The organism is Streptococcus sp. Marseille-Q6504 (assembly GCF_965111625.1).
This window is the reverse complement of record NZ_CBCOON010000002.1, coordinates 289,094-301,676: the sequence shown is the minus strand read 5'-3', so window position 1 is coordinate 301,676 and position 12,583 is coordinate 289,094. Positions and strand designations below refer to the sequence as shown.

At 36.2% G+C, this 12,583-nt stretch carries 10 protein-coding genes; 1 reads left to right on the top strand and 9 read right to left on the bottom strand.

Features of this window, described 5'->3' with window-relative positions; translation table 11 throughout:
- Nucleotides 1–116: 116 nt before the first annotated feature.
- The 4 genes from msrB to mecA form a co-directional block, all read right to left on the bottom strand.
- Entirely contained in the window at nucleotides 117–1,232 is a 1,116-nt protein-coding gene (gene msrB / locus ACWPUA_RS03570) for a peptide-methionine (R)-S-oxide reductase MsrB (protein WP_454379143.1), read from the bottom strand.
- A 9-nt stretch (nucleotides 1,233–1,241) separates the two neighbouring features.
- Nucleotides 1,242–1,802 carry a redoxin family protein gene (locus ACWPUA_RS03565; RefSeq protein WP_454379141.1) on the bottom strand — a complete coding sequence of 187 codons (561 nt, stop codon included), beginning with the start codon at nucleotides 1,800–1,802 and terminating at the stop codon, nucleotides 1,242–1,244.
- Nucleotides 1,803–1,968: 166 nt separating this feature from the next.
- On the bottom strand, nucleotides 1,969–2,532 hold the full coding sequence (locus ACWPUA_RS03560; protein ID WP_454379139.1) for a TIGR01440 family protein: 564 nt from the start codon (nucleotides 2,530–2,532) through the stop codon (nucleotides 1,969–1,971).
- A 196-nt stretch (nucleotides 2,533–2,728) separates the two neighbouring features.
- On the bottom strand, nucleotides 2,729–3,466 hold the full coding sequence (gene mecA / locus ACWPUA_RS03555) for an adaptor protein MecA (protein ID WP_070678029.1): 738 nt from the start codon (nucleotides 3,464–3,466) through the stop codon (nucleotides 2,729–2,731).
- A gap of 124 nt (nucleotides 3,467–3,590) precedes the next feature.
- Between mecA and ACWPUA_RS03550 the strand changes: the two genes are divergently transcribed.
- Nucleotides 3,591–5,069, top strand: a complete 1,479-nt coding sequence (locus ACWPUA_RS03550; RefSeq protein WP_454379137.1) for an oligosaccharide flippase family protein — start codon at nucleotides 3,591–3,593, stop codon at nucleotides 5,067–5,069.
- Between the two features lie 74 nt (nucleotides 5,070–5,143).
- Here ACWPUA_RS03550 and ACWPUA_RS03545 read toward each other — a convergent pair whose 3' ends face one another.
- Genes ACWPUA_RS03545 through ACWPUA_RS03525 form a run of 5 tightly spaced genes read right to left on the bottom strand, consistent with a single transcriptional unit; the run spans nucleotide 5,144 to nucleotide 12,566 of the window.
- Nucleotides 5,144–7,693, bottom strand: coding sequence for an MBL fold metallo-hydrolase (locus ACWPUA_RS03545; RefSeq protein WP_454379135.1), 2,550 nt, complete (start codon nucleotides 7,691–7,693; stop codon nucleotides 5,144–5,146).
- Nucleotides 7,694–7,732: 39 nt separating this feature from the next.
- Nucleotides 7,733–8,545, bottom strand: coding sequence for a LicD family protein (locus ACWPUA_RS03540; protein ID WP_036757208.1), 813 nt, complete (start codon nucleotides 8,543–8,545; stop codon nucleotides 7,733–7,735).
- A gap of 49 nt (nucleotides 8,546–8,594) precedes the next feature.
- A complete protein-coding gene (locus ACWPUA_RS03535) occupies nucleotides 8,595–10,748 on the bottom strand; it encodes a LicD family protein (RefSeq protein WP_454379132.1) in 2,154 nt (717 codons plus the stop codon).
- A 20-nt stretch (nucleotides 10,749–10,768) separates the two neighbouring features.
- Nucleotides 10,769–11,737 carry a glycosyltransferase family 2 protein gene (locus ACWPUA_RS03530; protein WP_036757202.1) on the bottom strand — a complete coding sequence of 323 codons (969 nt, stop codon included), beginning with the start codon at nucleotides 11,735–11,737 and terminating at the stop codon, nucleotides 10,769–10,771.
- On the bottom strand, nucleotides 11,721–12,566 hold the full coding sequence (locus ACWPUA_RS03525) for a LicD family protein (RefSeq protein ID WP_320693882.1): 846 nt from the start codon (nucleotides 12,564–12,566) through the stop codon (nucleotides 11,721–11,723). The genes ACWPUA_RS03530 and ACWPUA_RS03525 overlap by 17 nt, the downstream gene beginning before the upstream one ends.
- Nucleotides 12,567–12,583: the final 17 nt, after the last annotated feature.

Below are 12,583 nucleotides of genomic sequence, written 5' to 3'. Positions count from 1 at the left end.
TTAAAAATATCTTTATTTAAGAGCAATTAGACTTCAAATATTAAAGTCAACACTTCTAAAAAAATCAAATATGAATCTAAAACATTTTTAGTAAACTCTTTTTAAGAATATCACGTTCACTCTACATAATCCAACAAATAACCATAACCTTTTTCTTCCATTTGATCCTTAGGAATAAAACGGATGGATAGGCTATTGATACAATAGCGTAGGCCTCCCTTGTCCTTAGGCCCGTCTGTAAAGACATGTCCTAGGTGAGAATCCCCTGTTCTACTTCTGACTTCTGTTCTGACCATATTGTATGACTTGTCTTCCTTATAGGTCGCAACATCTGGACTGATAGGCTGGGTAAAACTTGGCCAACCACAGCCCGATTCAAATTTATCTTTCGAAGAAAAGAGAGGTTCTCCAGTTGCCACATCCACATAAATTCCTGCTTCAAATTTATCCCAGTAACGATTTGAAAAAGCACGTTCTGTTTGATTGTTTTGAGTCACTGCATACTCCTCAGGAGAGAGGACTTTTTTTAATTCTTCATCACTCGGTTTTGGATATTTACTCGCATCAATGACAGGATAAGCTGCTTGATTGACATTGATATGGCAATAGCCGTTAGGATTTTTCTGGAGATAGTCTTGGTGGTAGTCCTCAGCCACGATAAAATTTCTTAAGGCTTCTTTTTCAACCGCTATAGGTTCGTCGTACTTCTTAGCAACTTGATCAAAAACTTGATTGATGACTTCTAAATCTTTCTCATCTGTATAATAGACACCGGTTCGATACTGGGTTCCTACGTCATTACCTTGCTTGTTTTTACTGGTTGGATTGATAATACGGAAATAATGGAGTAAGATTTCTTTTAATGTAATTTGATTGGCATCATAAGTCACATGAACAGTCTCAGCATGCCCCGTTTGGCCGATTAATTCGTACTGGGTTGTTTCTCCTCTGCCATTCGCATAGCCAGAAACAGCATCTGTCACACCTGCTACTCTTGAAAAATACTCTTCGACTCCCCAGAAACAGCCTCCCGCTAGATAGATTTCATGTAAGTCAGCATCTTTACTTAGCTCCGTTTTTTTCGTGACTTTTTGCCCTTGACTAACTGCTGCCTTCTCGATTTGAGAAGTATCAGTATAGCTTGCGCTCCTTTTTTCCCAAAGAAATAAAAGTCCGATAATAACGCAAATGATGATTCCTATGAATACAATTATTTTTAATTTATCATTCATGATGAGCCTCTAATCTATACTCTTTAAGGTCTCTAAAATAGTTTCCTTGTCCATAAAGCCTGGCTGGGTCTTAACTAGTTTACCTTCTTTATCAATAAAAGCCTGAGTCGGATAAGAACGGACTCCGTAACTTGCTAAGAGTTTTCCCGAAGAGTCTAAAAGGACAGGGAGGTTTTTATAGTCCAAGCCCTGATACCATTTTTTGAAGGCTTCTTCTGCTTGCTCCCCTTTTTGACCAGGAGAAACAACTGTCAAAATTACAAAATCATCGCCAGCTTCTTTTGCAAGTTCATCGGTATCAGGTAGACTAGCTAGACAGACAGAACACCATGAAGCCCAAAATTTTAGATAGACTTTTTTGCCTTTATATTCTGATAGGCGATAAGTTTTACCATCAACTCCCGTAAGCTCAAAGTCTGGAACTTCTTCTCCTTGTTTTGCAGTTTGAGAGCTAACTTGTGCATTTTTGTCTCCATTTTGCTTATCAGCTTGGTTCTCCATCTGATTATTACAAGCCGATAGGCATATCAGACTAGCGCAGACTAATACAGTTGCTTGCCATTTTTTCATTTTCATCACCTTTCTTATTAGATATATGAATATAGATTTTGTATTATAGCTCTATTATATACCTAGCATCCTAAAAATACTTAAAATCTGCTCGGAAATTAATAGCGCTTCTTGATGACAAGAAAACTCCCACCTGCTTAGCAGACGAGAGCTTTCAACTTTTTATCTATATTTTTCTTATAAAATCTTGTGGGTATTGGGCACGCGCCCCTCCAATCAGTTTTGGACGACTAGCAAGTGCAGTTACGTGGGCTTGGCCGATTGATCTCAAAACTGGACGTATCGGTACTTGAACATGCTTGATATGCATCCCTATAGCTGTATCTCCAATATCGAGTCCTGCATCTGCCTTAATAAATTCGACCTCAACTGGGTCTTTCATATAGCGAAAGGCCGCCAATTGCCCTGATCCTCCAGCGTTCAGTGTCGGAAGAACACTAACAATCTCAAGATTGTATTTGATAGCAACCTCTCGTTCTACTACCAAGGCCCGATTGACATGTTCACATCCCTGAACTGCTAGGTGGATACCTCTGGCTGATAAGATTTCTAAGATTCTTTTAACAATTAATTCCCCAATTTCTTGACTGGAGGCTTTTCCAATATGTCCTCCTATCACTTCACTAGAAGAAAGCCCTAAAACGAAGATAGATCCTTCATGGAGAGAAGCTTTTGCTAATACATCTTCTAGGATTTCCTCTACCTCTTTTTGTAATTGTCCTTGGTCCATACTTTACCTCGCTTATTTCTTTCTATGATATCGTTTTTTCATTATTTTAGCAAGCTAAGTGACGTAATAGAAAGTATTTATCTATAGCACCTCAATTGAGTTTACAAAAATTATCATATAGTCTAAGCCTAATCAAATCCAAATCTAAAACGAAAAAAACAGAGAATTCTATTTCTCTGTCTTTTTTTTAAATACTTCAAACTTTCTGGAGTCCTTGGACGGCATCGTGATTGATGATGATTTGACCGTATTCTTGGAGAACTGAACGGCTGATATCACTATCATCAGCAAACTCACGCATGCGAGCCAATAACCAAGCTGGATAAAGACTTGGATGATCTTCTACATCAACCAAGACTGTTAGATAGTATTGGTCGTTCATTTTGTAAAGTTCTGAAGTCTCCATTTGGTAATCAACGGTTTTCGCAAAAGAAACCAAACTAGTTAAGTCGTCAAAGCGTAGGATGTAGTAGATATAAGGTTCTCTTTTCCCTTCATCCACCTCAGCAATTTCATCAATCGCTGCTTCTTCCTCTTTTTCAACCTGCTCTAAAGATTGGATAGCTTCAATGTCTTCTTTAGTTTTCTCTGCCATGGTTTTTTCTAATGTTTTCAAAAACTCATCTGGAGACATTTTTGCTAGTTCATCCATGTCGGGAAGGTCTGCCAAATCCTCAAAATCCAAATTTTGGTCAATCTTAGACTTGGTTACAAAGACGTCGACCTTATCAGGCTTCGGTGTCACTCGGAAGCTAAGCATACCTGTATCCAAGAAACTGTCTGGCATCTCTAACTCATCCAGAATGGCGTAGAAGAACTCTTCTGTTTTTTCTTGTGGAACGAGAAAGTCTGCGATTTCCATCCCACGATCCATCAAATCTTCTAAAGACATCGTGATTTTTAAAGTCGTATCACTGATTTGTTTCATTTTCATAGTTCGTAACCTCATACTTTCAGTTCTATCTATTATACAAGATTTAAATGATTTTATCAAAAGAATGGCGTTGGAATGTGATATAATACTAGTATCTATTTTAGAATGTAAGAAAGAAAGTTTCATGAAAAATATAAAAGTTAATGCTCTGGCTAGCTTGCTGGTCAATATTTTAAACATCGTTTTTCCCCTGATTACTAATCCCTATCTAACACGGATTCTTAGTAAATCAAATTACGGCTACTTTAATACAGCTAACACCTGGGCGAGCTTTGTCATTCCACTAGCTGCCTTTGGGATCTACAATTATGGGATTCGAGCAATTAGTAAAGTAAAGGATGACAAAAATAAGATTAATTATGTCTTTTCTAAGTTGTTCTATATTTCGCTCATTACTTCAGTTGTAACAACAGCTATCTATTTCCTCTTTATTTATTTTGATACTAGTATTGTCAATCTAAAAATTCTTTACTATATCCTTGGAATCCAAGCTCTCTTCCAATTTCTGAATATCGAATGGATGAATGAAGCCTATGAGAATTATTCTTTTATCCTTTATAAAACACTCGTGATTCGTATTGGAATGTTGGTCGCTATCTTCGCCTTCGTTAAGACACCTGATGACATTGTTCCTTATGCTACAATCATGAGTGCAACAACCATTATCAACTATCTACTCAGCTTCCTATGGATTAAACGAGAAGTTTCCTTTGTCAAGATCGAAGTCATTGAACTCATCAAAGCATCTAAGCCACTTCTGACCATGTTGCTTCTAGCAAATGCCAATATGCTCTACACCTTGCTAGACCGTATGTTCATTACCAAAGGACCTGATGAGAATTACATCTCCTACTACACTATTGCTTCAAGTATTGTTATGCTGATTGCTAGTGTCCTGAGTGGAGCTATCATTGTCAGCATTCCTCGACTTGGTTACTACTTAGGAAAAAAAGATTTTCATTCTTATAAGTATCTGGTCAACCAAGGTGCATCTCTCTTTTTCTTCCTCATGATTCCGACTAGTATCGGAATCATGGTTTTAGGAACCTATGCAACTGTTATCTACTCTTCTGAGAAATATATAGAAGCAGGAATTGTAACAAGCGTCTTTGCCTTTCGAACCATTATCTGGGCTATCGAATTAATCCTTGGAAAGCAAATTATCTTTATCAATGACCATGAAAACCGATTAACAGCTTTCTACTTTATCGGTGGCGGTGTCAATGTCATCCTAAACTCTCTACTCCTTTTCAACAACATCTTTACTCCTGCCTACTACATCGGGACAACGATTATTGCTGAAGCAATTGTGGTTCTGCTTGAAATCCGCTTTATTCAGAAACATAAACTCTTGGATTTGAAAGAAATCTTTGGAACATTGGCTCGCTACACAATTGTGTCACTAGGCTTTATTCCAATTTACTATATCTGTAAAATTCTCTTCCAAGTTCAGTCATACACAGTGAATATGGCTATGCTCAGTATGGTGGTAGCTACAATTGCCGGATGTGCTATCTATTACGCTGTCGCTCTCTTTGTAATGAAGGATAAAACCCTTCACTATGCACTGGATCTAGTTCGTGCTAAAATCAAACGAAGTTAACAAAACACCTATAAAGCTTAAGCTTTATAGGTGTTTTTATTGTAGAAAAATTTAATTAAAAGTCATTTAGAAACTTAATTCTTTTCTTGGCTCGTTTGTGTCTTAGGTTCAGTAGATTGATTTTTTTCCTCAGACGCAACAGATGAGCTTTCTGTTTGTTGAGTTCTCTCTACTTCTGTTGTTTCGAAAATGTGCCCCTGACTATTTGCTACCGTTTGTTCCTGAGTTGTTACCTCGGTTGTAACAGTCGTCCAAATTCCATCTGCATTGAGCTTGTACCCGTCAGGACTTGTTCCATTTCTTAGGAGAGAACCATTTGTTTGGAAATAGTACCAGTTACCATTCAGTTGTTGCCAACCAGTTTCCATAGCACCACTTGCATTGAGATAATAGCTGGCTCCATTTATCTCTTGAAGGCCTGTTAGCATGATACCTTCCTTGTCGAGATAGTACCAAAGACCTTTGTCTTTGAACCAACCTGTTTTCATGGCACCACTTCCTGTGAAGTAATAATAATGGTTATCAAGCCATTTCCAACCTGTCTGCATAGCGCCACTTGCGTTGAGATAATAACGGGAACCATTAATTTCTTGAAGGCCTGTTAGCATGATACCTTCTTTATCTAGATAGTACCATAGTTCCTTATCTTTGAGCCAACCTGTCTTCATAGCACCACTACTTGTGAAGTAATAGTAATGGTTATCAAGCCATTTCCAACCGGTCTGCATAGCACCGCTTGCATTGAGATAATAACGAGAACCATCGATTTCTTGGAAGCCTGTTAACATGACACCTTCTTTATCTAGATAATACCAGATGTCCTTATCCTTGAGCCAACCTGTTTTCATCGCACCACTGCTTACGAAGTAGTAATAATGGTTATTGAGCCATTTCCAACCTGTATGCATAGCGCCACTTGCATTGAGATAATAGCGAGAACCATTAATCTCTTGAAGGCCTGTTAGCATCACACCTTCTTTATCTAAGTAGTACCAAGTATCTTTATCCTTGACCCAGCCAGTTTTCATAGCTCCGGAGCTAGCAAAATAGTTCCAATGACCCTCAATTAAGGCCCAACCAGTTTGCATGATACCATTTTGATTAAAGTAATAGGTAGTGCCGTTGATATTCTTTTTACCAACTGTTCGAATACCATCTTCATCATAATAATACCAGCTTGAACCTTGCTTTTGCCAACTAGATGCGCTACCTTCTGTTTGAAGAGCGCCACTACTTGCAAAGAGCATCTTCTTGCCATTAAAGACTTGTAAGCCAGTCAGCATTTTACCATCTTTATCAAAGAGATATTTTTGACCACCAATTTCAGCTAGTTCATTGTAACGTCTTGCACCGTTTGACTGGATATAGTACCAAGTATTATCATGATAGAACCAACCACCTGTCTGCATTTTGCCATTATTGTTTAGGTAGTAGTCATTAAATTTTGGTTCTCCGTTCCATTCGTCGGTGATACGGAGCCAACGACCACTCTGCATTTGACCTTTTCCGTTAAAGAAATATGTAGCACCAGCAATATCTTGCCAACCAATAGCCATCTGACCATCTTTCAAGCGATATTTCCAATGACCATCTTCTTGATACCATTTCTCTTCAACAGTAGGAATATTCGGAAAATCTCCTGAAACATTTGTAAAGCCTTTATCACTAATATCAAATACAGTTGCATCCTGAGTTTTACTTGATGCATGAATCACTTGAATATTTTTCTTTTGGAGATAATCTCTCGTTGAAGCAACGTTAATATCACCTCCAGTCGTTTGAATGACCATACTAGGAGAAAGATGATTAATGAAGTCAATTGTATTAGAAATCTTAGCATCATAGTGATGATTCCATTTCATCATATCTACTTTGCCAATCACAGGACCTAACTTGTCTTCTGCTCCTTCAGCATTATCTAAATCACCACCAAGATAAATTCTTTTTCCTGCAACAGTTACTACTGCTACAATTGAATTGGAATTATCATCAAGAACTCTTTTTAAGTTCCCATCAGAATCATATTCATTTTTATAATTATAAAGCTGAATATCCATGTCACCAAATTTGAAATGACTATCCTGATCTTTGATATCTTGAATTAATGTAACACCCTTATTCTGTGCAGCACGAAGAGCATTATCGTAATTGAAAAGGTTATCCCACAATCCCCAAGTGCTTGTAATTCGTTGATCCGAATATTTTTTCAAATAGAATTTATCGACTTGATAGCGATTAAGAATTTCATCTGCTCCACCTATGTGATCACTATGAACGTGAGTCCCTAGTATAAAGTCTAATTTCTTTACTCCTAACTGATCAAGATGACGAATTAAGCGATCTTCTAATACTTGATAATTGTTAGTAGAAATTCCCCATCGATTTGGATAACGTGTATCCGTTCCATCCGGAAAGTCATAATCCTCTCCCATATCAATCAAAGCATAGTGACCATTACTTTCTAGTAAAATAGCATCACTTCCAGAGTTAGCTTTGGTATTGATAAAATGGATTCGATTCCCTGCACCTGCTGAGATTGTATCTGCATTTACTGTTTGTGCATGAATTATTGTTGCAGATAGAAGCACGGCACTAAGTAATATTGATTTTGTAAAACTTTTCATAAGGCATTCAGCTTTCTCTATTAATTCTCTACTCTTTCGCTAATCAATCCAATAATTCTTCTCATTTCCTGGTATCTGTTTGTCAGCAGGAGGTGGAGTCATATAATCTTCCCCAAATTCATAGACAAGAATCTCATGATATCTTCTTGGTACTTTTAGGATTAGATTTTCATAAGGCATATCAATTGTATCGTATAACCATTCTGTTTTAATACCAGCTGGATAGTAAGAGTCATAAGTTGAACAAACCAAGTCTGTAGAATTTTCAACACTGTATTTTAAGGCAAGTTGTTCTAGCTTTTGATTCCAGAATTGAGGAGATGTAAATCTGAATATTGCTGACGCGATATAACGAGGAAGATTTTTAATCCCTCCGTTTTCGTATTTAATTCCTTTAAAGTTCAAAGACGATAGACGAATTAGTTGTTTATATAGTTTCATTTTCTTACGATCTTGTTCGTCTGTAACAAGACCATCGTACGGGAAGACATCTACGCAAGTTCCAAGCACAACACTTGGATCTAAAAGATTCGAATCTCTCCGTGTTCGAATATCGTAAACACGCATATAACTATATGGATATCCCTTGGTTTCTCTAAAAGAAATCAGCTTATAGTATGGGTGGTTATCGTTTTTTAGAACTGCGTATAACTTTTCAAATTCATCTCTAGCTAAAGAAATATCTGTATCATCATCCCAAGGAATAAAACCTTTGTGACGAACTGCTCCTAATAAAGTTCCAAAATCGATAAAATATTTGATATCATTTTTTTCACAAACTTGGTGTAAGTATTCTAGAATTCCAAGCTCAATTTGCTTGATTTCTTCAAGGCTTAAGATTCTTTCTGACATTATTTGTCACTCCTAATCTTTACTTCTTTTTTATCTAAACAAAAATCTATTACTTCCCTATAATCTTCCACAACTTAAAATCATGGTGAGATACTCTCTGCTCGACTGGAGGTAACTGCATGTAATCTCCATAATCTGAAGTTAGAATTTCATGATAATGTTTTGGAATCATAAATTCCTTACCTTCAAAGCTACCACTTTCAACTTGTTCTAACCATTCACGTTTCCAAACAGGCTTATTCATATCCTTATAGATAACATAGTCTACAAGTTCATAATCTTCTACTTTTCTAGATTTAGCAAGCTCATCAATTTGGGCAACATACTTATTTGTGTTAGTGAAATAAAAGATAATAACAGAAATATAGCGGATAATTGAATTCACTACACTTTTACTATTCGTAATTCCTTTGAAAGTGTAGCAACTTAATTGACGCTTTTTAATAATCTTGGTCATCTTATCTTTAAATGCCTGATCATCTTCATACCCGTCAACAGGGAAAATATCAACATAAATCCCCATGTCTGAATCAATTCGAACATCTTCTTCTACCAAATAGGTATGATTATCTTGAACTTTCATGAATGGATAGACATAGTTGACATTATTTTTATAAGACATTAATTCATAGCGCTCGTCTGGATGTGCAATCATATAATCTTGCAGCTTTTCATAATCATCACGAAGCATACAAATATCCATATCATCGTCCCAAGGAATAAAACCTTTATGACGAACAGCCCCAATTAAACTACCATAGGACAAGAAGTATTGGACACCAATTTTATGACACACTTCATGGATATACTCCATGATCCCTAACTCCATCTGTTGAATTTCAGAAATATCAGTTACTTCCTTATAACGGACATTTTTTTCTTTCTCACAGATCATTAGACCATATCCCACAACTAACCAGAAAATGATGTTAATAAAGTTGGTCGAATACATAATTTGACTTTCAAACAGCTGACCAAATAAAATTCCAAAGAATAGAATCATGACTAGTTTTTCACTATTTTTCTTTGATTTTACCAAGTAAGAAACAAAGCGGAAACCTACATAAGCAATGATGAGTATGAAAGAAAAGAGACCCAAGATTCCAGAACTCACAAAAATCGTAACAAAGATATTGTGGAAATTACCTCCAATAAGTGAGTTTTCAATTTCAAATTTACTAAAATACTTTGTGTAATAATCTGATACGTTTCGAACACCATAACCAAATAGAGGTTTAGCACTTCCCATTTTAATTGCGTTTTTCCAAATGTAAGTTCGCCCACTTGGAGTTGTTTCAATCAAGTGAAGCTCCCCATTTTTCTTAGCAACATCTGAATCAGTTTCAGAATAAGATTCACCTTTATTTAAGTCAATTACAGTTGCCTTGGCTGCTGAAATATATACTGACGTTAAATAACTAATACCAATATTACTACCTGTTAGTAAGATACTAGCTACTAGAAAAGTTAGCCATTTTTTGGCAAATTTTCCCCTAGTGATAAAAATACAATAGAATACTAGCATTAGAAGAACTGATAAGAGAGCGCCTCTACTCTGCATAGTTGCAAAATAAACTAACTGAACGACATTATTAATTTTAAGATAAACAGAGTATTTGCTTCCCTTATGTATTAAATACATAGCAAAAACTATACTAATGTATGAGAAAATCGCACTGGCATTAGGGTTAACAAGTCCCCATAATCGGCCATTCATTACTCCGTAATAATAAGAGTTCTCTCCAATCTGAAATAGAATTAAAACTCTTGAAAGTAATAAAGCAAAAGCAAATATAGCCGAAGCAAATGAGACAATCTGTATGGTTCCTGCAATCATACCTAATAACTTCCTTAGCTGATCAGGTTTTACCATGGTAAATAATAAAACATAAGCCAGCATAAAGAAAATTTCAACCATATTTCCGAGCAGGTGTCCAGATCTATTAATGAGCGCTGATAAAAAGTGACTGCCCACTAAAAGACCAAATAGGGTAAGAAACTTCTTATCTATCTCTATTCGTTTCCAATTAAAAAATAAAGTTAAACAAATTGACAGAACAACAACTGCTGAAAGTCCCTTATAAATCGGATTTGTTATTTTATAAATTAGTGAACTCATACTTAAAATCGAAATGAAAACAAAAAGATATGAAATCCACAGTTTTGATTTTTCAAAGCATTCATTCATTTTTGAAAAATTCATCTTCAACTCCTTTAATGACATTATTTATTCAAGCCTACAATTTGTCTATAAATCCATGGAGAAATTCCCAGTGACAAAATGGCTATTTTCCGAAAACTAGTAAAATAAGGATCACTCAATATTTGCGAGGTATGACTAACTATCCACTTTCTCAATTGAGTTTTCTCATCTTGATATTCAGTCGAATCTGTGAAGATTATTTTATCGTAGACTGTAATATAAGACCAAGATTCTCTATTTACTAATTCAGGTTTTAATTGAGGGAAACATTGGTAAACTTTAGGAATAATGATTTTATATACTTCTATAGTGTCAAAAACATGACTATTAACAGATGTAGTTGCGCTCCCTTCTCTATGATCGTAATAGTATATTGGTTTGTCTATAAATACACTCTTACATTTTGTTTCAAGTAAAACTTCTGTTAAGAATAGAGCATCTTCTGCTAAATGATAATCTGTACTAAATTTAAAATCTTCAATTAATTCCTTTTTAAATAATTTTGCAACAGGGAAAAAAGAAGTTCGAGTAGTCATCAATAGTTCTTTCATGGTTTGCTCAGCAGACCATATTGACTCTTGACCTGAAAACTCAGGCAAATCTGTCACTTGTCCATTTTTTACATGATGCAAACGAGCAACTGAGAAACCAACAGAAATATCTGATTTTACTGCGCTTATCAAAGTTTCCAAATAATCTGGCGTAATAAAATCATCACTATCAATAAAAGTAATCCATTCTCCAGTTGAGTTTTGGATACCTACATTTCTGGCATTGGAAACTCCAGCGTTCTCAAGATGAAAAACCTTGATATTTTCATTTTTAGAAACCAGCTGATCACACAAGTCACCACTCTGGTCTGTCGAACCATCATTGATAAGTAGCAATTCAAAATTGGTATAAGTCTGCTTTAAAATCGACTCAACACATCGTTCAAGATAATTTTCTACGTTGTATACAGGAACAATGATACTAATTTTTTCTTGCATTGTATTCTCCCTTATATTCTGTATAGCTCTTATCCATATCTGCTATTATGGCATCGTGGTGAGGTACTTGCTTGTCTGCAGGCGGTGGTGTCATATAGTCACCAAAAGCTGTGCTAAGATAAGCGTCATAACCAACCGGAATAGGCATTTCTGTTCCTTCAAAAGGTAGGAAGATGTTGTCTTCAAAGGCCTGAATTGGATACTTTTTCTTCATGTATCCTGGCCCTGAACATAATTCTGTAATGCCATCACTTTCGGCTGGTCCATACTTGGTCATTTCTTTCTCAGCCTTTTTCCAGATACGATAGCGAAGCGATTTAGGAGTCAACCCTAGTAAAATGGTACTACCCCACTTCATGAGAGCTCCATGTTTTTCTGGAATTGTTTGTGCACAAAATAGAGAATAAATCAAAGCCCAGCGGACCTGTTTCTTGCGCTCTGCTGGATTTTTAGGGTAGTAGTCCAAGGGAAGAACATCCAAAGCTAAGCCGTGGGGAAGATCTAAATCTTGTTGATAAGGCTTGATACAAGTCGTCTCCTTATCACGAATGGTAATAAAGAGGTTACGGTCTACATAGTCTTTAGAACTCTTTGATAGAAAGTAACGTTCATCCGCATATTGAGGCCATAACTCTGCTAGTTTTTCATAGTCCTTTCGTGGCATAAAGAAGTCCAAATCATCATCCCAAGGGATGAAACCTTTATTTCGTAAAGCTCCAATTGCTCCTCCGCCACACAAATAACAGAGCAAGCCATGTTCTTTACAAAAGGCGACAAAATATTCAGCCATCTCTAAACTACGAGCTTGAATCGCTTTCAAATCACTCATGTCTCTCCTCTTCTGTC